Origin of the sequence: Proteus sp. GOKU, assembly GCF_015475555.1 — a bacterium.
GTDB classification, from domain to species: Bacteria; Pseudomonadota; Gammaproteobacteria; order Enterobacterales; family Enterobacteriaceae; genus Proteus; species Proteus mirabilis_B.
The window spans coordinates 2,635,999-2,662,606 of record NZ_CP034105.1; the positions used below are offsets into that span (position 1 = coordinate 2,635,999).

At 41.0% G+C, this 26,608-nt stretch carries 22 protein-coding genes; 4 read left to right on the forward strand and 18 right to left on the reverse strand.

Features of this window, described 5'->3' with window-relative positions; all coding sequences use genetic code 11:
* The 13 genes from nuoM to hexA all read right to left on the reverse strand — a co-directional run bounded on the left by nuoM (position 1) and on the right by hexA (position 15,191).
* Positions 1-1,530: an NADH-quinone oxidoreductase subunit M gene (gene nuoM, locus EHE21_RS12310; RefSeq protein WP_194950818.1), complete on the reverse strand. Its 1,530-nt coding sequence runs from the start codon at positions 1,528-1,530 to the stop codon at positions 1-3.
* A 19-nt stretch (positions 1,531-1,549) separates the two neighbouring features.
* Complete coding sequence (gene nuoL / locus EHE21_RS12315) at positions 1,550-3,385, reverse strand: NADH-quinone oxidoreductase subunit L (RefSeq protein ID WP_165122930.1); 1,836 nt, start codon at positions 3,383-3,385, stop codon at positions 1,550-1,552.
* Positions 3,382-3,684, reverse strand: coding sequence for an NADH-quinone oxidoreductase subunit NuoK (gene nuoK, locus EHE21_RS12320; protein WP_023581731.1), 303 nt, complete (start codon positions 3,682-3,684; stop codon positions 3,382-3,384). Before nuoK ends, nuoL begins: the two co-directional genes overlap by 4 nt.
* Positions 3,681-4,214: an NADH-quinone oxidoreductase subunit J gene (gene nuoJ, locus EHE21_RS12325; protein WP_194950819.1), complete on the reverse strand. Its 534-nt coding sequence runs from the start codon at positions 4,212-4,214 to the stop codon at positions 3,681-3,683. The genes nuoK and nuoJ overlap by 4 nt, the downstream gene beginning before the upstream one ends.
* A 12-nt stretch (positions 4,215-4,226) precedes the next feature.
* Positions 4,227-4,769 carry an NADH-quinone oxidoreductase subunit NuoI gene (gene nuoI / locus EHE21_RS12330; RefSeq protein WP_006533299.1) on the reverse strand — a complete coding sequence of 181 codons (543 nt, stop codon included), beginning with the start codon at positions 4,767-4,769 and terminating at the stop codon, positions 4,227-4,229.
* Between the two features lie 14 nt (positions 4,770-4,783).
* Positions 4,784-5,761, reverse strand: a complete 978-nt coding sequence (nuoH, locus tag EHE21_RS12335; RefSeq protein ID WP_194950820.1) for an NADH-quinone oxidoreductase subunit NuoH — start codon at positions 5,759-5,761, stop codon at positions 4,784-4,786.
* Positions 5,761-8,493, reverse strand: coding sequence for an NADH-quinone oxidoreductase subunit NuoG (gene nuoG / locus EHE21_RS12340; protein ID WP_194950821.1), 2,733 nt, complete (start codon positions 8,491-8,493; stop codon positions 5,761-5,763). Before nuoG ends, nuoH begins: the two co-directional genes overlap by 1 nt.
* A 53-nt stretch (positions 8,494-8,546) precedes the next feature.
* A complete protein-coding gene (nuoF, locus tag EHE21_RS12345) occupies positions 8,547-9,911 on the reverse strand; it encodes an NADH-quinone oxidoreductase subunit NuoF (protein ID WP_088495125.1) in 1,365 nt (454 codons plus the stop codon).
* Positions 9,908-10,453: an NADH-quinone oxidoreductase subunit NuoE gene (nuoE, locus tag EHE21_RS12350; protein WP_006533305.1), complete on the reverse strand. Its 546-nt coding sequence runs from the start codon at positions 10,451-10,453 to the stop codon at positions 9,908-9,910. Before nuoE ends, nuoF begins: the two co-directional genes overlap by 4 nt.
* A gap of 2 nt (positions 10,454-10,455) precedes the next feature.
* Positions 10,456-12,252 carry an NADH-quinone oxidoreductase subunit C/D gene (gene nuoC, locus EHE21_RS12355; RefSeq protein WP_088495124.1) on the reverse strand — a complete coding sequence of 599 codons (1,797 nt, stop codon included), beginning with the start codon at positions 12,250-12,252 and terminating at the stop codon, positions 10,456-10,458.
* 76 nt (positions 12,253-12,328) lie between these two features.
* Entirely contained in the window at positions 12,329-13,003 is a 675-nt protein-coding gene (locus tag EHE21_RS12360; RefSeq protein ID WP_004243697.1) for a NuoB/complex I 20 kDa subunit family protein, read from the reverse strand.
* 17 nt (positions 13,004-13,020) lie between these two features.
* Entirely contained in the window at positions 13,021-13,473 is a 453-nt protein-coding gene (locus tag EHE21_RS12365) for an NADH-quinone oxidoreductase subunit A (protein WP_036912633.1), read from the reverse strand.
* Positions 13,474-14,273: 800 nt separating this feature from the next.
* Positions 14,274-15,191, reverse strand: coding sequence for a transcriptional regulator HexA (hexA, locus tag EHE21_RS12370; protein WP_075670634.1), 918 nt, complete (start codon positions 15,189-15,191; stop codon positions 14,274-14,276).
* Positions 15,192-16,052: 861 nt separating this feature from the next.
* Between hexA and EHE21_RS12375 the strand changes: the two genes are divergently transcribed.
* Entirely contained in the window at positions 16,053-17,267 is a 1,215-nt protein-coding gene (locus EHE21_RS12375) for a pyridoxal phosphate-dependent aminotransferase (RefSeq protein WP_194950822.1), read from the forward strand.
* A 136-nt stretch (positions 17,268-17,403) separates the two neighbouring features.
* Positions 17,404-17,985 carry a 5'-deoxynucleotidase gene (gene yfbR / locus EHE21_RS12380; RefSeq protein ID WP_194950823.1) on the forward strand — a complete coding sequence of 194 codons (582 nt, stop codon included), beginning with the start codon at positions 17,404-17,406 and terminating at the stop codon, positions 17,983-17,985.
* Positions 17,986-18,062: 77 nt separating this feature from the next.
* Here the strand turns inward: yfbR and EHE21_RS12385 are convergent, their stop codons facing one another.
* The 5 genes from EHE21_RS12385 to yfbV form a co-directional block, all read right to left on the reverse strand.
* Positions 18,063-18,851: a hypothetical protein gene (locus tag EHE21_RS12385; protein ID WP_194950824.1), complete on the reverse strand. Its 789-nt coding sequence runs from the start codon at positions 18,849-18,851 to the stop codon at positions 18,063-18,065.
* 180 nt (positions 18,852-19,031) lie between these two features.
* Entirely contained in the window at positions 19,032-20,861 is a 1,830-nt protein-coding gene (locus EHE21_RS12390; protein ID WP_194950825.1) for an SLC13 family permease, read from the reverse strand.
* Positions 20,862-20,970: 109 nt separating this feature from the next.
* Positions 20,971-21,633, reverse strand: a complete 663-nt coding sequence (locus EHE21_RS12395) for a sugar phosphatase (RefSeq protein ID WP_075670624.1) — start codon at positions 21,631-21,633, stop codon at positions 20,971-20,973.
* 40 nt (positions 21,634-21,673) lie between these two features.
* Positions 21,674-22,168 (reverse strand): YfbU family protein, encoded by a 495-nt coding sequence (locus EHE21_RS12400; RefSeq protein WP_088495118.1) that lies wholly within the window; start codon positions 22,166-22,168, stop codon positions 21,674-21,676.
* A gap of 139 nt (positions 22,169-22,307) precedes the next feature.
* Positions 22,308-22,763, reverse strand: a complete 456-nt coding sequence (yfbV, locus tag EHE21_RS12405; RefSeq protein ID WP_069367978.1) for a terminus macrodomain insulation protein YfbV — start codon at positions 22,761-22,763, stop codon at positions 22,308-22,310.
* A 392-nt stretch (positions 22,764-23,155) separates the two neighbouring features.
* On the opposite strand from yfbV, the gene ackA reads away from it, so the two are divergent.
* Together ackA and pta are read left to right on the forward strand one after the other, a co-directional pair.
* Positions 23,156-24,358, forward strand: coding sequence for an acetate kinase (ackA, locus tag EHE21_RS12410; protein WP_023581716.1), 1,203 nt, complete (start codon positions 23,156-23,158; stop codon positions 24,356-24,358).
* Between the two features lie 77 nt (positions 24,359-24,435).
* On the forward strand, positions 24,436-26,580 hold the full coding sequence (gene pta, locus EHE21_RS12415) for a phosphate acetyltransferase (RefSeq protein ID WP_194950826.1): 2,145 nt from the start codon (positions 24,436-24,438) through the stop codon (positions 26,578-26,580).
* Positions 26,581-26,608 lie beyond the last annotated feature (28 nt).

Genomic DNA, 26,608 nt, shown 5'->3' on the forward strand with positions numbered 1-26,608 from the left:
TTACGGCCTTACTGTTGAAATAGAAGCGGAATACCAAGTCTGGAGATTTTCCATCGCTGATATTGATGTGTCTAATACTGGTTGAGGGAAGAAGCCCAAGATAACCAGTAAAACAACCAATGTGATCAGGATAAAGAACTCTCTCAGATCTAACCCTTTATAGGTTCTTTCAGCTGTTTTCGGTGAACCATAGTAAGCTTGTTGCATCATCCACAATGCGTAGGCAGAAGCAAAAACTAAACCAAAGACCGAAATAATCGTGATCAGCTTAAAGTGACCATAAGTACCAAACAGGATCATAAACTCACCAACGAAGTTACCTGTTCCTGGCATACCTAAAGAGGCAACCGCAAAGAACAATGAAAACGCTGGTAAGAAACGGATGCTTTTCCACAATCCACCCATTTGGTTCATATCACGCGTACCTAAACGCTCATACAGCATGCCACACATGATAAAGAGACCTGCTGCTGACAAACCATTGGTGATCATTTGAATAATCGCACCTTGGTAAGCCAATACAGAGCCGGCATAAATCGCAATTACGATAAAGCCCATGTGAGAAATACTACTGTAAGCCGCAAGACGTTTAATATCTGTCTGACGAAATGCCAGTAATGCTGCATAAAATACAGTAATTAAACCTAACCACATCGCCACAGGTGCCAGCAACGCTGACGCTTCTGGGAAGAGCGGTAAGTTAAAACGTAATAGGCCGTAAGCTGCTGTTTTTAGCAAAATACCTGATAAGTCAACAGAGCCTGCTGTTGGTGCTTCTGCGTGAGCATCTGCTAACCAGCCATGTACAGGAACAATTGGCATTTTCACTGCAAATGCAGCGAAGAAACCTAACATCAGGATAAATTGTAGTTCAGAGCTTAAAACCGTATGTGCTTGTAATAAGGTATCGTAGTTAAACGTCCAAATACCTGTTTCACGGTAGAAAGCCACCGCAAGACCGATAATGGCCAGCAACATTAACAGGCCACTTGCCTGTGTATAGATAAAGAATTTTGTTGCCGCACTAACGTGTTTTTTATCGCTACTTCCTTTGTGTCCCCATAAAGAAATTAGGAAATACATTGGGATCAACATCATTTCCCAGAAGAAGAAGAATAAGAACAGGTCAGTCGCTAAGAATACACCCATTACACCTGCTAAGATCCACAGCAGGTTAAAATGGAAAGCACCTTGTGATGGCTGATTTTCACTCCACGATGAAAGTACCGCTAAGATACCTAAAATCGCAGTTAATACAGTCATCAGTAATGACATACCATCAAGTGCAAATTGGATATTAATCCCTAAAGCAGGGATCCACGGCACAAAGTAATACTCTGTCCAGCGTGGTGCTCCATCAGCACTAAGTAGTTGATAATCGCCCTGCAACCAAAGTTGCACAGAAATAACGAGTGTTAATCCCATCGTCAGCAACGCAACCCAGCGAGGGACTTGCGAGCCGATTCGTTCAGCCTGCCAACTTAGCAGGCCACCGATGAAGGGAATAAGTATTAGCCAGGGTAATAACATGGCGCAATGTGTCCCTTAATTAAACCAGAAGCAGCAGAGCGATGACCAGCACTGCACCTAAACCGAGAGAAGCCGCATACCAACGTGCTAATCCATTCTCACTGAAACTTAATCCTTTATTGGTACCTTTAAGCAGGCAACCAAATAAATTAAAGAATTGGTTAACAGGATCATTCTGGATAAGCCACGCCGCCCCTTTATAAGGTTTGACAAACAGCACTTCATACAGCGCATCGAATCCCCAAGCATGGAACCACCATGTTGAGAAGAAACGGCCTGTGCGAGTATTGGCAACCTTAGAAACACATTGACGCTGTTTTAGGTATAACCATGCTGCAATGGCAACGCCTACTATCGCTACCACACCAGAAAGAATTTCTAACACATATTTACCATCGTGCGATGCGTTTCCTTCAGGGAAAACAGCACCTAACGGTTGAGTAATTAACGCACCGATAAATGTTGATAACAGTGCTAATACCGCTAATGGGAAAGTATGAGTAAACCCTTTAACTTGGTGTGCTTCGGTTTTGGTTTCACCATGGAATACGATGAAAATCAAACGGAAGGTATAAAGTGACGTAAATAACGCGCCAACTAAACCTGCAAGCATTAAGTTAAAATGCCCGTTTGAATACGCACCCCATAAGATTTCATCTTTACTGAAGAACCCCGCTGTTAACAGCGGTAATGCCGCTAATGCGCCACCACCAATTAGGAAACAGGCATAAACAAATGGGATCTTCTTACGTAATCCGCCCATCTTAAAGATATTCTGCTCGTGGTGGCAGGCAACAATCACCGAACCTGCTGATAAGAACAGTAATGCTTTAAAGAAAGCGTGAGTCATTAAGTGGAAAATTGCCGCATCCCATGCTTGAGCGCCTAAAGCCAAAAACATATAACCAATTTGGCTCATGGTTGAATAAGCAAGAATACGTTTGATATCTGTTTGTACTAAAGCTGCAAAGCCCGCTAACACTAATGTGACTGCACCGATAATGCCGACCAATTCCAGTACTTCTGGTGCCATTAAGAATAGCGCATTGCTACGTGCGACTAAGTACACACCCGCCGTGACCATGGTTGCGGCGTGAATTAATGCAGATACAGGTGTTGGACCTGCCATTGCATCGGCTAACCAAGTTTGTAATGGAAGCTGTGCTGATTTACCTACTGCACCGCCTAATACCATTAACATTGCCCAGTTAATGACACTTGAACCCACTGCTAATTGCTCAGGAGCAAGTACTGCCATTTCACGGAAGCTCAATGTACCTAATTGGTCAAACAGGATAAACATACCGATAGCTAAGAACACATCACCGATACGCGTTACGATAAACGCTTTCATCGCAGCTGCGCCATTGGCAGGATTGCTATAATAGAAACCAATTAACAGGTAACTACATAAACCAACCCCTTCCCAACCCATATACATCAGCATCATATTATCAGCCAGTACTAAGACGACCATACTTGCGATAAATAAGTTGGTATAAGCAAAGAAGCGAGAATACCCTTCTTCGCCACGCATATACCAAGATGCATACATATGAATAAGAAAGCCAACGCCAGTGATAACACCCAGCATTGTTAATGAAAGACCATCAAGAACCAGTGTAAACGGAATATTGAAATTCCCTGCTGACATCCAGTTCCATAAAGTCAGAACATAAGTTTCTTGCCCGTTAGCAAAGAAATCCATACCAGCCCAAAATGCAACAAGGGCAGATAAACCAACAGAACCTGTACCAATCCATGCTGATACGTTTTCAGACCAACGACCACGTGAGAAAGCAAGCAGTAAGAATCCCAGCAGTGGTAGCAGAATGGTTAAATAGAGTATATTCATCCGCGCATCTCACTGACTGTATCGATATTGATATTTTGGCGATGTCTATGAAGCTGTAACAACAATGCCAGACCAATACTTGCCTCTGCCGCTGCCAAGCTGATTGCCAGAATATACATTATCTGACCATCCGTTTGACCCCAAAAGCTACCACCGACAACAAATGCCAGCGCAGCCGCATTAATCATAATTTCTAGTCCGATCAACATAAACAACAGGTTGCGGCGAAGTACTAAGCAGGTAAAACCTAACACAAACAGTACCGCAGCCAAGATCAAACCATGTTGAAGAGGTATCATTTTTGCTCCCCTGCGTTTTCGTTTTCGACGAGATCGTCATGGCTCTGATCACGACCAATGTGATAAGCAACTATTAACCCAGACAATAGAAGAACAGATGCTAACTCAACAGCCAGAATATAAGGTCCAAATAAGCTAATACCGACCTCTTTCGCGCCAATCACATCTCCAGCAATTTCGCCGTGAGTCACAGTACTGATGGCGTACACTAACACCACAAGTAAAGTGAGAGATAAAAGTGCCGGCCCAATCCAAAACTTCGGTTGTAGCCATTTTTTCTCTTGATCAACGACGGATTTACCTAAGTTGAGCATCATCACCACGAAAACGAACAACACCATAATGGCGCCAGCGTAAACGATGATTTCTAATGCACCAGCAAAATAAGCGCCTAACGAGAAGAAAACCACAGAGAGCGCAATCAATGAAATCACTAAGTACAACAATGCGTGTACTGGATTGGTATGAGTGATAACTCTCAATGTTGCAAGGATGGCAATCAGCCCCGCGATGTAAAATGCAAATTCCATGAATATCGCTCCTTACGGTAACAGGCTTTTGACATCGATAGGTTTAGCTTCATCATCCGCATCACCCTTGTCTTTGCCGTTAATCGCCATACCTGTTTTACGGTAAAAGTTATATTCAGGATATTTGCCGGGTCCAGAAATCAACAGATCGTCTTTTTCATAAACCAGATCCTGACGCTTAAACTCACCCATTTCGAAATCAGGCGTTAATTGCAGTGCCGTTGTTGGGCAAGCTTCTTCACATAAACCGCAGAAGATACAACGAGAAAAGTTGATACGGAAAAATTCCGGATACCAACGACCATCTTCATGTTCTGCTTTCTGTAATGAAATACAGCCTACTGGACAGACTGCTGCACACAAGTTACAAGCAACACAGCGCTCTTCACCATCGGGATCACGCGTCAACACAATACGTCCACGATAACGTGGTGCAACATTGACAGGTTCTTCCGGGTACATCTGTGTTTCGCGTTTGGCGAAGGCATGTAAGCCAATCATCCAAATGCTTCGTACCTGGGTGCCGAAACCAGTCAATAACTCTTTTAAAGTCATGGTTCAATCACCCCTTATTGAGCGTTGTAAAGTATCACTGCAGCAGTTACCAGCAGATTAATAAGCGTTAACGGTAAGCAAATTTTCCAACCGAAAGACATCACTTGGTCGTAACGCGGACGCGGTAACGAGGCACGAATAAGGATAAACATCATCATGAAGAATCCTGTTTTCAGTGCAAACCAAACGAATGACGGTAAGAAAGGACCTTGCCAACCACCAAAGAATAACGTCACGATAAGACCCGATACCGCAACGATACCGATATATTCACCAACAAAGAATAAACCGAATTTCATACCAGAATATTCAATGTGATAACCATCAGCCAGCTCTTGCTCTGCTTCAGGTTGGTCAAATGGGTGACGGTGACAAACAGCAACCCCTGCAATCGCAAACGTAATAAAGCCAAAGAATTGTGGGATGATATTCCACACATTTGCTTGTGAGTTTACGATGTCAGTCAGGTTGAAAGAGCCCGCTTGTGCAACAACACCTAAGATTGAGAGCCCTAAGAACACCTCATAACTTACGGTTTGTGCTGATGCACGCATTGCACCTAACAGTGAATATTTGTTATTACTTGACCAGCCTGCAAATAACACGGCATACACCGCAATACCGGCAACCATCAAGAAGAACAAAATACCGATGTTTAAGTCAGCGACAACCCATGTTGAGCTAACAGGTACAATTGCAAATGACAGCAGTAAAGATGAAAACGCAATCACTGGCGCAATGGTGAAGATAAAGCGGTCAGCAAATTTCGGGATCCAGTCCTCTTTAAAGAACATTTTGATCATATCCGCAATTAGCTGCGCTGAACCTGCATAGCCTACACGGTTAGGCCCATAACGGTTTTGGAATAAACCCAGTAAACGGCGTTCCCCCATACTCATAAAAGCACCACAAGTGACCACGACAAGCAAGATCACGACGGCTTTTAAAACGGTGAGTAAAATCTCTGTAACTTCAGGAGATAACCAGCTCATTATGCAATACCCCGCAGTTGACGAACCGATACACCCACCAGCGATGGAGAAATACCTGCCATACCTAACGGCAAGCCAATTTGACCTTGAGTCAGGTGAGCACTGATTTTCACAGGTAAGGTGAATTCACGGCCTTCGTAAGTAAACATCGCTTGCTGACCTTGAGTTAACGCTAATGCCTGTGCATCAGATTCACTCAATGTTAAATAAGCAGTTTCCATACGAGATTGGATAACTTCAGCGCGTTGTGATAACTCTTCACTACCAAATAAACGGTAGCAAGGTGCGACAGTCCATTGATTTTTCTGTGCATTAAATGGCGCAGGAATATCAGTGAAGTAGCCAAGTGTATTATCACCACATTCGATTAAGCGCACACCCGGATCGCCAAAGCGTAAGCTGCCACCCACTTCTGCTTGGAATTTATTCCATGCTTGAGGTGAGTTCCAACCCGGTGCCCATGCAAATGGAATTTGCTGACGAGGTGCTGTTGGGCTGTTATTACCTTCCATTGAGAACGCAAATGGCGTGTCGATATCTTTTGGTTGACGCTGTTCATGAACAGACACATTTGCCAACATAGAAGTACGACCACTATAACGATGCGGTTCACGAGCCAGTTTCTGTCCACGAATACGGAATGATGCATTCGGTGCAGCATCAACAATGCCAGCAAACTGAGGAAGACTAGTTGCACAATGCTCAATAACACTGTCTAACTGTGTCCAATCCAACGTTCTTTCATGCCATTGAGAATCAACAGCACTCAACCAACGCCAGCTTTCATGCATCACCACTTCTTTGTTATAGAAAGAAGGTTCGAAAACTTGGAAGTAACGCTGTGCTCTGCCCTCTTGACTCACCATGGTTCCATCGCTTTCAGCGAATGAAGAAGCTGGGAGAACAAGATGTGCTTTCGCCATAATGTCTGTTTGCTGGTGGTCGATAACAATAACGTTATCAACTTTAGCAATCGCATCATCAATCACGTCTGCATCGTAATGGCGATATAAATCGTTTTCCATTACAACAACCGTGTTAGCTTGACCACTACGCATCATTTTTAATGCATCATCAAGTGGTTGTGCATTCATCATGGCAAGGCCCATGCTATTTGCATCATCAGCAACGAAAGAAAGCCCTACTTCATTACCTTTTGCTTTTAATGCAAACGCAATGTTAGCAGCTGCTTTGATAACGTCTTCGCTACCTGCATGACTACCACTGATAATTAATGGTTTCTTCGCTTGAGAAAGTGCTTGAACAACCATCTCGATATGTTTATTCAGCGCTTCATCAATGCCATCAACTGCAGGTGCTTCACCGTTAATGTTATTGGCAATCGCAAAACCTAAACGCGCTTGATCAACAACGGGTGCGCGGTAGCTCCATGCAGCAACATCATCAAGGCGGGTTTCATCAACATGAGTGACAAACAGCGGGTATTTTGCACGTTGCCCGATATTCATAATCGCAGCAATTTGCCAGTCAGCTACTTTTTGAGCGGCTGCCATTTCACGCGCTTTACCTTTCACGGCTTGACGTACAGACAATGCCATACGAGCACCGGTTTGTGTTAAATCTTCACCTAACACTAAAACCGCATCGTAATCTTCAATTTCACGTAGAGATGGGGTATGAACGCCACCTTTTTGTAAAATATCTAACATTAATGTCAGTCGTTTTTGCTCTGATGCAGAGATACCGCTATAGAAGTTTTCAGCACCAACAACTTCACGTAATGCAAAGTTACTTTCAATGCTTGCACGCGGGGAACCAATACCTACGATACGCTGGCTTTTCTTCAGCATATCTGCAGCGGCTTGAGTTGCTTGAACAGCATTAATTTCTAACCAGTTACTGCCTAAACGTTTTTTAGGCTGACGAGGTCTGCTTGCTAAATTCACATAACCATAGCCAAAACGACCACGGTCACAGAGGAAATAGCGGTTTACAGTCCCGTTATAACGGTTTTCAATACGACGTAATTCACCATAGCGTTCACCTGGGCTTGTGTTACAACCCATGCTACAACCTTGGCAAATACTTGGTGCAAACTGCATATCCCACTTACGGTTATAACGTGATGAGTGAGTTTTATCAGTGAACACACCTGTTGGACAAATTTCAACCAAGTTACCCGAGAATTCGCTCTCTAATGTGCCATCTTCAACGCGTCCAAAGAATACGTTGTTATGTGCACCAAAGACGCCAAGATCAGTACCATCGGCATAGTCTTTGTAGTAACGAACACAGCGGTAACAAGCAATACAACGGTTCATTTCATGAGAAATAAACGGTCCCAGATCTTGGTTTCTATGTGTACGCTTCGTAAAGCGATAGCGACGCATAGTATGACCTGTCATTACCGTCATATCTTGAAGGTGGCAGTTACCGCCTTCTTCACAAACTGGACAGTCATGAGGATGGTTTGTCATATACCATTCAACAACGCTTTCACGAAATTTCTTCGCTTCTTCGTCGTCAATAGAGATAAACGTGCCATCAGTCGCTGGTGTCATACAAGACATCACTAAACGACCGCGGGTATCCTCAGCATTTTGATACTGCTTCACCGCACACTGGCGGCAAGCGCCAACGCTTCCCAGCGCTGGGTGCCAGCAAAAATAAGGAATATCTAAGCCTAAATTAAGACAGGCTTCTAACAGGTTATCAGCCCCGTTAACTTCATATTCTTTGCCGTCTACATGAATCGTAGCCATAGTCAGCATGCTTCCCAAAGGCCTGCACAGCAGGCGTTAAACCTAGAATGTGTCGTGAAAAATTACCAGCGGCTTTTCAGCAAGTTAGGCTGAATACCTCTGATCAAGTTGGCATTGGTATAATCTTCTTGAATAATGCCTGCCTCAAATTCTTCACGGAAATATTTAATGGCGCTTTGTAAAGGTTCTACTGCACCCGGTGCGTGAGCACAGAATGTGTGTCCCGGACTTAAAGAACGACATAAATGCTCAAGTGTTTCGATATCACCAGGGCGACCTTTACCATTTTCTATCGCACGTAAGATTTCGACACTCCATGGCAAGCCATCACGACAAGGTGTACACCAGCCACAAGATTCACGAGCAAAGAACTCTTCTAAATTACGGGTTAATGAAACCATATTAATTTCATTATCTACCGCCATCGCAAGTGCAGTACCTAAACGGCTACCTGCTTTTGCAATCGTGCCAAAATCCATTGGGAGATCGAGGTGATCTTCCGTTAAGAAGTCAGTACCTGCACCACCCGGTTGCCATGCTTTCAGCTTAAGACCATCACGCATACCGCCTGCGTAATCTTCAAGGATCTCACGCGCTGTTGTACCAAATGGCAATTCCCATAAGCCCGGAAATTTCACGCGCCCCGAGAATCCCATTAATTTAGTACCCGCATCTGGGCTTTTGCCTTCACTTAAGCCGATATACCAATCTTTGCCGTGTTCAATAATCGCTGGCACGTTACACAATGTTTCAACGTTATTGACACAAGTTGGTTTACCCCATGCACCTGATGTTGCAGGGAATGGCGGTTTAGAGCGCGGGTTAGCACGACGACCTTCTAATGAGTTGATTAATGCTGTTTCTTCACCACAAATGTAACGACCTGCACCTGTGTGAACAAACAGTTCAAAATCAATTCCGGAACCAAAGATGTTTTTACCAAGAAAGCCTGCTGCTTTTGCTTCCTCAATGGCGTGGCGTAAATTCTTAGCCGCTTCGATATATTCGCCACGAAGGAAAATATAACCACGGTAAGCTTTCAGTGCGTGAGCGCCGATAATCATCCCTTCAATTAACAGATGTGGAAGTTCTTCCATTAAGAGACGGTCTTTATAAGTACCCGGCTCCATTTCATCTGCGTTACAAAGGATGTAACGGATATTCATGCTTTCATCTTTTGGCATCAGGCTCCATTTCAGGCCTGTTGAGAATCCAGCACCACCACGACCTTTTAGGCCAGCATCTTTAACTTCAGTGGTCACTTCCGTCGGTGACATACCTTTTAATGCTTTTTCTGCCGCTTTATAACCGTTTGTAGCACGGTATTCATCCAACCATACAGGCTGACGATCATCACGTAAGCGCCACGTTAGCGGGTGCGTTTCTGCGCTACGAATAATCGGTTTTGCTCCTGAAATTGCTGTCATGGATACTGCTCCAGTAACGTTTCAATCTCTTCAGGTTTAACAAAGCTGTGAGTATCGTCATCTACCATCATGGTAGGACCTTTATCACAATTACCTAAACAGCAGGTTGGCAGTAACGTAAAGCGACCATCTGGTGTAGTTTGACCAGGAATGATATTAAGGTGCTTTTCAATTGCTGCCTGAATGCCTTGATAACCTGTAATATGACAAACCACGCTGTCACAAAAACGAATAATGTGACGGCCAACGGGTTGACGGAAAATTTGGCTATAGAACGTAGCAACGCCTTCAACATCGCTTGCAGGGATCCCAAGAACATCCGCAATCGCATAAATTGCGCCGTCTTCAACCCAACCGCGGTTCTTTTGCACAATTTTCAGTGCTTCAATAGAGGCTGCACGCGGATCTTCATAGTGATGTTTTTCTTGTTCAATTTCAGCACGTTCTTCTTCAGTTAAAACAAACGTTGCTTTCTTTGAATGCGTGACATCAACGATTTCGATCTGCACTGCATCATCTTTTTGGTTTAATTCATTTTGCATGATTAACGATCCACATCCGACATTACAAAATCAATACTTCCCAGATACACAATCAAGTCAGAAACCAGACTACCGCGGATAACCGCTGGAATTTGTTGCAAGTGAGCAAAGCTTGGCGTACGAATACGCGTGCGGTAGCTCATTGTGCTGCCATCACTGGTTAAGTAATAGCTGTTGATCCCTTTAGTGGCTTCAACCATCTGGAATGATTCATTAGCAGGCATAACCGGGCCCCATGAAACCTGTAAGAAGTGGTTAATCATGGTTTCGATATGCTGTAATGTGCGCTCTTTTGGTGGAGGCGTTGTCAGTGGATGGTCTGCTTTAAATGGCCCTTCTGGCATATTTTTATAGCACTGTTCCAGAATACGTAAGCTTTGGCGTAGTTCTTCTACTTTCAGCATTACGCGGTCATAACAGTCACCATTACTTGCAACAGGGATTTCAAATTCAAAGTTTTCATAACCTGAATATGGACGCCATTTACGGACGTCAAATTCAACACCTGTTGAACGAAGACCTGCACCTGTCACACCCCAATCTAATGCTTCTTTAGCATTATATGAGGCAACACCAATAGTACGACCTTTCAAGATACTGTTTTGCAGTGCTGCTTTTACGTAAGAATCTAGACGTTTTGGCATCCAATCTAAGAATTCACGTAATAAGCGTTCCCAACCGCGAGGTAAGTCATGAGCAACACCACCGATACGGAACCATGCAGGGTGCATACGGAATCCAGTAATCGCTTCAACGATGTTGTAAACTTTCTGACGGTCAGTAAAGGCAAAGAACACTGGTGTCATTGCACCAACGTCTTGGATAAAAGTACTGATATACAGTAAGTGGCTATTAATACGGAATAGCTCTGACAGCATGACACGAATGACTTTAACGCGTTCAGGCACTTCAATACCGGCAAGTTTTTCCACTGCAAGTACATAAGGCATTTCGTTAACGCATCCGCCGAGGTATTCGATTCGGTCTGTGTATGGGATATAGCTGTGCCAAGATTGGCGCTCACCCATTTTTTCAGCACCACGATGGTGATAACCCACATCAGGTACACAGTCGACGATTTCCTCGCCATCAAGCTGAAGAATAATACGGAATGCACCGTGAGATGATGGATGGTTAGGACCGAGGTTTAAGAACATAAAGTCCTCATTCTCAGTACCGCGTTTCATCCCCCACTCTTCAGGTTTGAATGTCAGCGATTCCATTTCCAGATCCTGTTTCTGCTTTGTTAGCACATAAGGATCGAACTCTGTCGCACGAGCAGGATAATCTTTACGCAGTGGGTGACCTTCCCAATCAGGAAGCATCATAATACGGCGTAAATTTGGATGCCCATTAAAGACAATCCCAAACATATCCCAGACTTCACGCTCATACCAATTCGAGTTAGGAAAGATAGATGTGATAGTCGGAACATTAAGATCATTTTCACTTAACGCGACTTTCAGCATGATATCTTTATTACGATCGATTGATATCAGATGATAGAAAACGGAAAAGTCTGCTGCTGGCAAGCCTTGACGATGCGTACGAAGACGCTCATCAAAACCATGCATATCAAACAGCATGACATAAGGTTTTGGTAAAGATTTGAGGTATAGCATTACCTCAATAAGTTGTTCCCGCTTAACCCAAACAACTGGCATGCCAGTACGAGTAGGTTGGAACGTAAACGCATCTGGCCCAAATTTCTGACGCAGTTCATTAACCACCTGATCATCAATATGATCGGTCGTTTCCCACGCTGGCCGAGCGCCTTTTTGCGCTATCTGATCGGTCATTTCTATTCACCACAACTTTGATCAGGGTTACTATGATCGCAACACATTGCTCTGGTTACGTCTTAGGCAAAAGCCTTTAAATTTCGTCAGGAGTACGCAGATTTTTCACTGCGATACGTTCACCGTGTTTTCTTTCTCGTTCTGATTGCATATTGGCACGGTAAACGCCTTGGTCGCCGACAACCCATGATAATGGGCGACGTTCTTTACCAATGGACTCTTGTAATAACATTAGTGCTTGCATGTAAGCTTCAGGGCGTGGTGGGCATCCAGGAATATACACATCAACTGGAATGAACTTATCAACACCTTGCACTACTGAGTAGATGTCGTACATACCACCAGAGTTTGCACATGCCCCCATAGAGATAACCCATTTAGGCTCTAGCATCTGGTCGTATAAACGTTGAATAACGGGTGCCATTTTAGTAAAGCAAGTACCCGCAACCACCATAAAGTCAGCTTGACGAGGTGATGCACGTAATACTTCTGAACCAAAACGAGCCACGTCATGCACAGCCGTAAATGACGTCACCATTTCAACGTAACAACAGGAAAGACCAAAGTTATATGGCCATAAAGAGTTTTTCCGTCCCCAGTTCACAACGTCATGCAACGCATGTTCCAGTTTTCCCATATACACGCTGCGATGAACGTGAGCATCTAATGGGTCACTGACAATTTCCTGTGATTGCAGGGGATAACGGTCATTCTCACCGTTCGGATCTATGCGGGTGAGCGTATAATCCATTTCTAATGCCTCGCTTATTACTGCTGCGGATGTTTGCCGCTGGTTAATCGAACATGGCTTTTACTCGCAGTTTCACGGCGAGAGCGAACAGGCGTCCAATCTAATGCGCCTATGCGAACCAAATAGAATAATCCAGCTAATAAAATAGCGATGAAGACTGACGCTTCAATAAAGCCTAACCAGCCAACTTCACGAACGGAAACAGCCCAGGCATAAAGAAACAGTGCTTCAACATCGAAAATAACGAAAAACATGGCAACTAAATAGAATTTAGCTGACATGCGCAGACGAGCGCTGCCAACAGAATCAAGACCAGATTCATAAGGAACATGCTTTGCCCTTGCCTGTGCGCGTCCGCCTAAATAGCGGGCACCCAACAACATGAGCGAACATAACCCCAATGCGCCTATGAGGAAGACAGCAAATGCCCAATGATGGGCGATAACTTCAGTGGTTGTAGACATACTCATTGCTTACTCATCAAAGGTGGTGTCAATTAACCAACTCTTATCCGGCGGTTTACACCACATTTCTAATTACGAAAAAAAAGGCGAATTAAACAGACTTGCTAATTAAAGAAATAATAACAGTCTATTTATACCTTTCTTCTTTTTTAGAAAACTTTGCGACAAATCACTCAGTTTTCTATCGCGATTTAACAAATTTAACACTCATTTTTAACACCCAATTACTGGCTAATGCTAAAACGTGTCAGTCAACCGACAAACTTTATGCTAACACGCTTAGTCTAACCGATAATTCGATTTTACTACACCAGTATCTCAGGAAAAACCTGACTCAACACAGGCAAATGTGCCTTATTTTCTTGATCAAACTCACAAAATAGTCGAAAAAATACTTAATCAGTTTAAAATTTATCCAAATTTTAACAAATTAACTTTCTAATATTGTGGAGGAGGTCAAATATCCGCTTAGATTTACTTTTTTATTCTCTTAAAACCTAGACAATCTTTTTATTTGTTAACAAATCCTACAAGTGATTAACCAAGGGGGAAGGTAAACATTTTTTTAACAAGCAGTTAAGGTAGTTATGGAATGAAATGTCACAAAGATAAATACATAAAACAACATAATTATTAACATAGTGTTACTATTTCAAAAAAAGGCAATAAAAAAACGGAAATAAATGCACTTCATTGCATCTATTCCCGTTTATCATTATTCATCACTATCCAGTTTTATTTGACTCTTTTTTAATCTTTAATTTTTGTGTTTTAACGCTAAAAAATTCACACAATTATTAATGTGATTATTCAAGTTCAGTAGAGCTAATATCTTCAGGTGCAGTGACGGTATAAGGTGTTTTCTTGTTTTCAATCGCATTGAATACTGTTAACACCGCTTCATTTTGTTCATCTGAATTACGATATAACCAATATTGTGTTTCAGGTAAACGAGGTAATCCTTCGCTTTCGCCTAAAATACGTAAATCAGCATTCTGCATTTCAAGTGGACGTGCAGTGATACCCACTTCTGCATTAACCGCGGCACGAACAGCAGATAAAGAAGCTGCTTCATAAGCAATACGCCATTGAATTCCTGCGTCATCTAACGTGTTTATCGCTAATTGACGGAATGGGTTCGTTTCATCCATTACAACTAAAGGGATCGGCTCATTCATTTGTAATTGGAAATCTGGCGCACAATGCCATAGCACTGGTGCAGTACGTAACGCTGTACGTGGGTGATGACCAATACGAGCTGTTGTTAATGCTAAATCAATTTCATGATTATCTAGCATTGTCTCAATATATTGAGAACGCTTAATACGTACATCAACCGCTAAACGTGGATACACTGATGCGATACGATTTAATAAAAACGGTAATAAAGTATCAACAGAGTCATCAGAAGCACCAATACGTAGCTCCCCTTCTGCATCGCTATACGTTAATGATGCCGTTGCATCATCATTCGCACGCAGAATTTGACGCGCATAACCTAAAAGTTGTAGACCATGCTCTGTTAAAAGTTTATTACGACCATGACGGGCGAACAGCTCTCTACCCACCAATTGCTCTAAACGTTGCATCTGCTGACTCACAGCAGATTGGGTTCGACATACAGCAGCAGCGGCTGCTGCAAAAGTGTTCAAATCTGCTACAGCTACAAACGTTCTAAGCAGATCGAGGTCGAGATTCATTATCGGACGATTTGCATTAATCATTGTTTATTCTTCACTTATTTTTGATTTTTAAATTACATATACCTGGTGTTTTATATCAAAAGTCTAAAAAAGACTTCCGATTCAGACAGTACTCTACTCTGAAAAGGAGAGCAAAGACATACCGAATACTTTACATTTGTTTCTTATCGTTTACACCTCCTAGATGGAAAGGAATTGCATCTTTTTGTAACAAATTAAATTTTATTATCATTTCAAGCATTCACAAGAAAGAACTGTATACCGTCATCACAAGTTAGACTTAGATCATACTATATTGCTTTCTCATTCATAAATTTTAACATTTTGAAAATAATTTAAATTATCTTAACTATGCATTCGAGTTTAAGTATCTTCCCCTATAAACTAAATTTAAGATTTAAATTTAATTTATACTTAAACTAATTGATTGCTATAGAATAAAGTAGATTTAACCATATTATTTGAAAATTTAATATATTAAGTCAGATAATACAAATCCGATAAAATTATTCAATAATTGATTATGCAACATTCCGTCTACCTCTCTATCACATCAACTTGTTTCTAATCACCACACTAAAAAGCTCCTTTTCAATAGAATAATAATCCAGATTATTCACCAAAACTGAAACATAAATCCACCATAAGCAATACAATCAGTCATCAAAATAACATTCTAAGAATAAACTGACCTTTTACACCAAAAATAACCTAGCATCTTCAAAAGTTTGTAACGTAAGAGTAGAGTGATAGAACAGTTATTTGCTGGGACAGCCTTTTCATTTGTATCTTTCTATATGAATAGCAATCGGCGATAAATGTCGCTAAGTCGCCACAATCACAATAAAAGATACGAGTCAGACCCTATTAGGTAAACGCGCTATGAATCAGATTAAAAAATCAAACAAACTCGAACATGTCTGTTACGACATTAGAGGTCCGGTTTTGCAAGAAGCAAAACGTCTGGAAGAAGAAGGTAACAAAGTTTTAAAACTCAATATTGGTAACCCGGCACCTTTTGGCTTTGAAGCGCCTGATGAAATTTTAGTAGATGTGATCCGCAATCTACCAAGCTCTCAGGGTTATAGTGACTCCAAAGGACTGTTTTCTGCGCGTAAAGCTATCATGCAGCATTATCAAGCCCGTGATATGCGTGATATCACTGTTGAAGACATTTATATTGGTAATGGTGTTTCTGAGTTAATCGTACAAGCGATGCAAGCTTTATTAAACAATGGCGATGAAATGCTTGTACCTGCGCCTGATTACCCATTGTGGACAGCAGCCGTTTCTCTTTCAGGAGGAAATGCGGTTCATTATATGTGTGATGAGCAACAAGGTTGGTTTCCTGATTTAGATGATATCCGCAGTAAAATCACAAAAAATACCCGCGGTATTGTTATTATCAACCCAAATAACCCAACAGGTGCGGTATATAGCAAAGACATTCTGATGGAAATCGTTGAAATTGCACGTCAACATGACCTGATTATCTTCGCTGACGAAATCTACGATAAAATTTTGTATGACGATGCTCAACATCATTCTATCGCTGCAATGGCGCCCGATTTATTAACCGTAACATTTAATGGTTTATCAAAAACCTATCGTGTTGCTGGTTTCCGTCAAGGTTGGATGGTATTAAACGGCCCTAAAAAACACGCTAAAAGCTATATTGAAGGCTTGAATATGTTAGCGTCTATGCGTTTATGCGCTAACGTTCCTATGCAACATGCCATTCAAACTGCATTAGGTGGCTATCAAAGTATTAGTGAATTTATTCTGCCGGGTGGTCGCTTATATGAGCAACGCAATCGTGCTTGGGAACTGATTAATCAAATTCCGGGTGTTTCTTGTGTTAAACCTATGGGTGCATTGTATATGTTCCCTAAAATAGACCTTAATCGTTACAGTATTAAAGACGATCAGAAAATGATCCTCGATTTATTACTGCAAGAAAAAGTATTACTGGTACAAGGTACTGCCTTTAACTGGCCATACCCAGACCATTTCCGTATTGTGACTCTTCCGCGTGAAGATGACTTAGATATGGCAATTCAAAAATTCGGTCGCTTTATTGTCGGTTATCATCAATAAGATTACCTGCATCTAAAATAAAACGCAGTATAACAAGCAGTTATATTGCGTTTTTTTATTTTCTTTTCTATTAACGTTTACATCCATCTATTATCCACTCACAATAATGTCTTCAATCACGCAATTGGGAGATATTATGAGTTACTTTTTTGCCCACCTTTCTCGCTTAAAACTCATTACTCGTTGGCCTTTAATGCGTAATATTCGCCAAGAAAATGTTTCTGAGCACAGTTTACAAGTCGCTTTTGTCGCCCATGCCCTAGCGGTGATTAAGAATCGTAAATTTAATGGTAACGTCAATGCTGAGCGTATTGCATTACAAGCGATGTATCATGATGCCAGTGAAGTGATCACCGGTGATATGCCAACACCGATTAAGTACCATAATCCACAAATTGCTCATGAATATAAAAAAATAGAAAAATATGCCCAGCAAAAATTAATAGAAATGTTACCAAAAGAATTACAAGACGATTTTCGCCCTCTTATTGATGAGCAGTTACATAGTGAGGAAGAAACCTTTATTGTCAAACAAGCCGATAGTTTATGTGCTTACTTAAAATGCCTTGAAGAGCTTGCCGCAGGTAATAGTGAATTTAATTTAGCCAAAAATCGCTTAGAAAAAACATTAGCAGAAAGACATAGCCTTGAGATGGACTATTTTATAAAGGTGTTTGTACCGGGATTTAGTTTATCGCTGGATGAGATTAGTGAGTAAGCAATATTATTCTATATAAGATGAGAGTATACCAATTGACTCTCATCTTACATAAAAAGCTGAAATAATTTTACACTCTAAGAAATATCTTTATTTACTATAGAATTATGTAAGTTACTTAAGCCATAAAAGATAATCTTAGCATCATTGTCTTGCTGATTTCGCAGTATATTTATTTTTTTTGACATTCCAAATATATCTTTAAATCTTTCAAACCTGTTCATTTTTTTTATTTCAGAATCATTACGTGCTAAATATTTTTTTAATTCTCTTTCTTTTTCTTCAGTTGATATTTTTTTATCATCAATAAGATTTTTAATAGGAGAAAAATTACTACTATTTAAATCATATCTTTTACTCAATTTGTTATATGCACCATCTTTTCTATATAAAGAATTATCTTCACTCTTTTGACTACCTTTTCCTATATTATCTAACTCACCTTTCATTTGGCTATTTATCGCTTCACTATCTTTTTTTTCATTTGATAAAACAGCCATTTTCTCATCATTTATTTTTGGAATTTCAACCTTTATTGCTCTGTTAATATTCTGTAATTTACTCTGTCCACTAGCAGCTAGTTTATCTGAGTTAGGTGCTAAAAAACTGGCGATAAATTTTTCTGAAAACTCAATATTATCATTTTTAAAGTTTGATATATTGGTAATACTACTCTCCAAATTTTTATTACCTAATTTCATCATATAGATTTTAATATTTGGTTTTACTATTATCGGTAGTGATATAAAAATATTTTTATTATCTATATTTGAAATATTACCCTTAAGAGTACTTTTATTACTTCCACCTTCATTCATATTAATTTTAGCATTAATTACAGATGATATATTTGATTCTATTTTCATTTTAAACATTCCTAAATTATCTATTGGATATAGATTACTCCTTTATACGTTTCAATATGTCAAAAAACACACATACATAGATATAAATAATACATCAAATAAAAAACCACCAACCAATAAATAAAAAACGCTGTTTATTAATTAACAAACAGCGTTTCAGCAAAACAAAAGTATTAATAATTAGAATGGGAATAATAATGGGATCAAGAATACGCTAATAAACATCACAATAATGGTAAATGGCACCCCAATCTTAATAAAGTCTGCAAACTTATAACCACCTGGTTCAAGGATAAGTGTATTAACAGGAGATGAAACTGGCGTCATAAATGCGGCTGAAGCCGCCACACCAATCACCATTGCAAATGGTAATGGTGATACATGCATTTGGTTTGCGGCCGCAATAGCAATTGGTGCCATTAATACAGCGGTTGCCGTATTTGAGATAAACAACCCAATTGATGCACAAAGTATAAATAAACATACCAACATCACTTGAGGACCTGCACTACCCGCAACATCCATTAAGCCATTTACAATAAGTTCGATACCGCCTGTTTTTTGCAATGCAGCAGCAAAAGGCATCATACCCACAATTAAAATAATACTTGGCCAATGAATAGAGCGATAAGCACTTTCCATATCAATACAGCGGAATTTACCCATTAATAAGCAAGCAATAAGTGCCGCAATAAAGTTAGGGACTTCATTCGTCACCATTAATGCCACCATTAATGCTAACGAAAATAATGCATGAGGTGCTTGAGATGAAGCAGGAGCAACCGTTTCAATTTCGGCAGCTAAATTTAACACGATAAAATTACGTGGTTTAGTGGATAAAACGCGAATAAGTTTCCAATCACCAATCACCAATAACACATCACCAAGACGTAATGGCTCATCGACAATTTTCCCCGGTAAGGCGTTTCCTTCACGACGAATAGCAACGACGTTTAAGCCATAACGAGTACGAAATTTAATTTCTCTTAATGATTTGCCTAACAATTCTGAATCAGGATTCATTGATACTTCAGCAAGCCCTACGTCACGAGATTGTTCAGAAAAATATTCACCTCGTAGCACCATTGGCTCTAGCATCTGTTCACGGCAAAACTCACGTAAATCGACATCACTGGCTGACATATCAACTAATAAAACATCACGCTCTCTTAATTCAGTGCCACCGGTTGCGCTAACCATAACACGCCGAAACCGCCTCCAGCGTTCAATACCGACAACGTTTGCACCATAACGAGAACGTAAGTGTAATTCATCAAGTGAATGGCCTACTAGCGGAGAACCTTTACGAATTGCTAAACGGCGAGCACGTCCTGCTAATTGATAATCACGAATAAGATCACGGAAAGTACGGCGATAAGCTTCTTTTTGCTTACCATTATCGTTGTTTCCTAGCCACCGACGTACCACCAGCATATATAAAATGCCTGCGAATAAGACGGCAATACCAATAGGGGTAATGGAGAAAAATTGAAAACTTGGTAACCCTTCTCTAACTAATTCACTGTTAACAACCATATTAGGCGGTGTTGCCACTAAGGTCATTAATCCACTGATAAGGCCCGCAAAACCTAGCGGCATCATTAAACGACCTGGTGATGTTTTCATCCGAGCAGCAACGCTCAGCACAACAGGGATAAAGATAGCTACCACGCCCGTTGAGCTCATGAAAGCCCCCAAGCTTGCAACACATATCATTAATAGCACAAGCATTTTAACTTCACTGCTACCCGCAACACGTACAAGCCAGTCACCCATTTGATAAGCCACACCTGTTCTCACTAACCCTTCGCCAATAACAAAAAGAGCAGCAATAAGTAATACGTTTGGATCGCTAAATCCTACCGTGGCTTCATTTAATGAAAGTGTACCGCTAAGAACGAATGCGATGATGACAAGTAAAGCGACCACATCCATGCGGATTTTGTTGGTCGTAAAAAGGACAATAGCTATCAATAGCAGGCTTAAAACCCATAATAATTCGCTATTCAAAATGGCCTCGATCAGCAATAAGTGAAAACAGTTTAAGACATCAATTCACTACATTGATAAGTAGACCATTTTTACAACAATAAGTCTTCTAATATGATCAAAGAAAAGACTATCTTTTGTGCGTTATTATCACTTTTTCAGCTTGCTTCTCGATTTGAATATCGTTTAAAGAATCAATAATTAAATGAATCTCATTACGGCGAGGGAGAGAAAGAGGAGCGTGAACAGCAACCACTTGGCATCCTGCATCTAAACCAGAGTAAATACCCGCAGCTGCATCTTCAAAAACCACACAATCTTGTGGTAATAAACCCAATTTCTTGGCACCTAAAAGATAAGGCTCAGGATTAGGTTTACCTCTACTAATACATTCCGCTGTAACCCAATGTTTAGGTTCAGGAATACCCGTGACAGATTGGCGCGTTGAGGCAATAGGAACAGTGCCTGATGTAACAATTGCCCAAGGAATATTTAAGTCATTAAGGCGGTTAATCAGTTCAATGGCACCCGGAAGTGGTGCTAATCCTTCGGTTTGTGTTGATTCTAATTTTTCTAACCAACGAAAAGTTTCAGTTATCTCTTGTTCGGTTGCATTAGGCATAAAATGGCGAATCGACTCAATAGCAGGCTTTCCGTGGATGTAGTCATTAATCTCTTGTGTTGATACACCTACGCGCTCACCAAATAACGCCCAACAATGTTCAACAACAGGTAATGAATCAACTAATGTTCCATCAAGATCAAACAGAAAGCCTTTACATGTGATCGCCATAATTTATGCCTACCTTTACTTTACAGTGGTGCGCTAATGATTACGCATTAAGTATTTGCTGAATTTCAACGGCGCTAAGGTGATATTGGCGAGGGCACGCTAACCAAACGTTAAGCATTCTTTGGTATTTCTCCCACATTGGTGTTTGAGAGTTAAAACCATGACTACCACTATCGAAATGCGTGTAACGCCCTTCTGTATTCACCATAAAACGCACATAGCTAAGATAGCGGGATTCTGTCGCTGCATCAAAGCCTATAAATGCGACACGGCGAGCATCAGGCATTTCTTGCTCTTTTAAGTTATCACGAGAAACTTGCAATGCATGGTACATTTCCATGACGTTAATAATGGTACGGCAGGTCTCTTCTGACATTTCATCGAAGTCACGGTCAAGTTCACGTAATTGTAATCCATACCCGCGTTCAATAATTGTCTGATAGCGACGATAACGTTCAGCGTTATCAGGATCCATCATAGTCATCATTTTATATTGATTAGAGAGGATCAAGCGTTGTGCGTGTGTCATTTCCATCATTAATTCTCCAAAGAAATCATTGAGGAGAGAATGACATTAATCAAAAGTATTGAGTAGTGTTAACTACGCGTTTTTTGATCTCAACGGGGTAATTCAGATGACAATCATGACAAACGAAGAAGGTAGAACAAATGTTCTACACATCATCAAGAAAAGAGCGATCAAGTTGCTTAAAAGCACGTTTTAATAAATGAGCTAAAGAAAGGTAAGTGGGTGTTTGCTCAACAGGAGCTAAAGCGATGCCTGCTTCTTCAAATTTCTCACGAATTTCATAAAACCAGCGTAATAACGTAGCAGGGAGTGGCGTTGCTGCACGTTTCCCCAACCACCATAATCCTTGCATTGGCAAGCTACAAGCAAAAAGCGCGGTCGTAATTGCAGGTCCCAAATTACCGCCTAATGCGATTTGCCATGTCATTGTAAAAATGGCGATAGGTGGCATATAGCGAATACCAAAGCGTGTGGCTTTGACAATCCGATTTTCAGGGAAAACAGGTGCTAACTGCTTTTCAACCGGCCAGGTTTTTAAATACTCGTTACCCAAACGAAGCTTCTTAAAAAAGCCGGGGGGAGTCACTGTCGGTTCGCTCATAATGACCTCAATCAATTTCTTCTGTAACTTTTAAAAAATATCTATAAAGAATAAAAATCTTTTAGTAGAATTAAGTATATTTTGTCTTTGTTGCCTTTACTCTGTATCCTGTGCCCATTCTAAAGGTTTGTGGCAATAAAGCGCTATATTTTGTTTGCCGGCGTGATTTTCAACCCTTTTCGCCGATTTTAACGCGAAAAGCTAATGGGTGAATAAAAATCGTCCAATTAATGATTGGCAACTATAATTAGCATCAAGTTTTTTACTTTAAGCATGATGCGCGTCATTAATGTCATCATAGGAATGCGATAGGCTTTTATGATTGACGTTTTATTAACCACCGTCTTTATAATATAAAAGACACTACGACAACAAGATAAATAGGTAATTCCATGTCAAGTAAGCTGGTGCTGGTACTGAACTGCGGTAGTTCTTCTCTTAAATTTGCAATTATCAACCCAGAAAATGGTGAAGAATTCCTGTCAGGTTTAGCTGAATGCTTCAACCTTCCTGAAGCCCGCCTGAAGTGGAAAATGGATGGCCAAAAACACGAAGCTGCGTTAGGCGCAGGTGCTGCTCATAGCGAAGCATTAAACTTCATCGTAAATACTATTCTGGCTCAAAAACCAGAACTTTCTGCACAAATCGCGTCTATCGGTCACCGTATTGTTCATGGTGGCGAGAAATTCACTAAATCTGTCGTGATCACTGACGAAGTTATCAAAGGTATTGAAGCAGCTATCCCATTTGCACCATTGCATAACCCAGCTCACCTTATTGGTATTGAAGAAGCGCGTAAAGCATTCCCTCATTTAATTGAAAAAATGGTTGCTGTTTTTGACACCGCTTTCCATCAAACAATGCCAGAAGAAGCTTATTTGTATGCTCTGCCATACAGCTTATATAAAGATCACAGCATCCGTCGTTACGGTGCTCACGGAACTAGCCATTTCTACGTTTCTCGTGAAGCCGCTAAAATGTTAAACAAACCTGTTGATGAACTGAACGTAATCACTTGCCACTTAGGTAATGGTGGTTCTGTTTCTGCTGTTGTTAACGGTAAATGTGTTGATACTTCTATGGGTCTGACTCCATTAGAAGGTTTAGTAATGGGTACTCGTAGTGGTGATATCGATCCTGCTATCGTGTTCCATTTACACGACACTTTAGGTATGAGCGTTGAAGACATCAACAAACTGCTGACTAAAGAATCTGGTCTGTTAGGTTTAACAGAAGTCACTAGTGACTGCCGTTATGTTGAAGATAACTACGACACTAAAGCAGATGCTAAACGCGCAATGGATGTTTACTGCCATCGTTTAGCAAAATACATCGGTTCTTACTGTGCACTGATGGAAGGTCGTTTAGATGCTATTATCTTTACTGGTGGTATCGGTGAAAACGCAGCAATGGTACGTGAATTATCTCTGAAAAAACTGGCTCTGTTAGGTTTTGAAGTGGATCATCAACGTAACTTAGATGCACGTTTCGGTAAATCAGGCACTATCACTACCGATAACAGCCGTCTTGCTGTTGTTATCCCAACTAACGAAGAGTTAGTTATCGCTCAGGACGCAAGTCGCCTGACCGCTTAAGTTCTTTGATGTACTGCCAGTGTCATACTGGCAGTACTGTTTTACATAACGAGCAACCGATATTTAAAGAGGTTTCCGTGTCCCGTACAATTATGCTAGTCCCAACTGATACACGCGTAGGTTTAACCAGCGTCAGCTTGGGTGTTATCCGTTCTATGGAACAAAAAGGCGTTAGCCTTAGCGTGTTCAAGCCAATTGCACAACCTCGTGTAAAAGGCGCTTTAGATCAGACAACAGCGATTATCCGCTCTCACTCCACTATTCAATCATCAGAACCTTTAAACATGGATTATGTTGAGTCTCTACTCAGCTCAAACCAAAAAGATGTTCTGATGGAAGAAATTGTTGCTAGATACCATGAAAACACCGCTGATGCAGAAGTTATTCTCATCGAAGGTCTGGTACCTATGCGTAAGCATCCTTTTGCACAATCATTAAACTATGAAATTGCAAAAACATTAGGTGCTGAAATTGTTTTCGTTACTGCATTAGGTAACAACACTGTTGAACAGCTAAAAGAGCGTATCGAATTTGCGCGTGCTGAATTTGGCGGTGTAAAAAACCAAAACATCACAGGCGTTATTGTTAACAAACTCAATGCACCTGTTGATGATCAAGGTCGTACTCGCCCTGACTTATCTGAAATCTTTGATGATTCAAGTAAAGCGATTATCTCTAATGTCGATTTAAAAACCATCGAAAAAAACAGCCCACTACCTTTACTGGGTTGCATTCCTTGGAACTTCGATTTAATCGCCACTCGTGCAACAGATATGGCAAAACACTTAAATGCGACTATCGTCAATAAAGGCGATATTGAAACCCGTCGTATTAAGTCTGTGACTTTCTGTGCCCGTAGTATTCCACACATGTTAGAGCATTTCCGTCCGGGTTCACTTTTAGTGACTTCAGCGGATCGCCCAGATGTATTAGTTTCAGCGTGCCTTGCAGCAATGAATGGCGTTGAAATTGGTGCAATCCTACTAACAGGTGGTTACCAAATCGATGCACCAATCAAACAACTTTGTGAACGTGCATTCGAAACTGGCTTACCAATCTTTATGGTTAATGCGAACACTTGGCAGACCTCTTTAAATCTGCAAAGCTTTAGCTTAGAAGTGCCTGCTGATGACCATGAACGTATTGAAAAAATTCAGAACTACGTTGCTCAACATATCAATACAGAATGGATTGATTCACTGACTGCTAACTCTGAACGCCCTAACCGTTTATCACCACCAGCATTCCGTTATCAATTAACAGAAATTGCGCGTAAAGCGAAAAAACGTATCGTTTTACCAGAAGGTGATGAGCCACGTACTGTTAAAGCAGCAGCAATTTGTGCTGAGCGTGGTATCGCAACTTGCGTACTGTTAGGCGATCCTGAAGAAATTCGTCGCGTAGCAACTGCACAAGGTGTTGAATTAGGCACAGGTATTGAGTTAGTCAATCCTAAAGAAGTACGTGAAATCTATGTACCTCGCTTAGTTGAACTGCGCAAAAATAAAGGTATGACGGAAGTTGTTGCTCGTGAACAGTTAGAAGATAACGTTGTTCTCGGCACATTAATGCTGGAAAAAGGCGAAGTAGATGGCCTGGTTTCTGGTGCTGTTCATACAACGGCTAACACTATTCGTCCACCACTACAGTTAATCAAAACTGCACCGGGTAGCTCATTAGTGTCTTCTGTGTTCTTTATGCTGTTACCAGAACAAGTTTATGTTTATGGTGACTGTGCAATTAACCCAGATCCAACCGCAGAGCAACTGGCTGAAATCGCAATCCAATCTGCAGACTCTGCAATTGCATTCGGTATCGACCCACGCGTTGCGATGATCTCTTATTCTACTGGTAACTCTGGTGCAGGTAGCGATGTAGAGAAAGTTCGTGAAGCAACACGTTTAGCACAAGAAAAACGCCCTGATCTGATGATTGATGGTCCTTTACAATACGACGCAGCTGTTATGGCTGATGTTGCTAAATCTAAAGCACCAAACTCACCAGTTGCAGGTAAAGCGACTGTGTTTATCTTCCCTGATCTGAATACCGGTAATACCACCTATAAAGCGGTACAACGTTCAGCTGACTTGGTTTCAATCGGACCAATGTTACAAGGTATGCGTAAACCAGTGAATGACCTTTCTCGTGGTGCATTAGTAGACGATATCGTCTACACCGTTGCGTTGACAGCAATTCAAGCAAGCCAACAAGAAAACGCATAATTATTGAAGTTCTCTTCAAATAAAACAA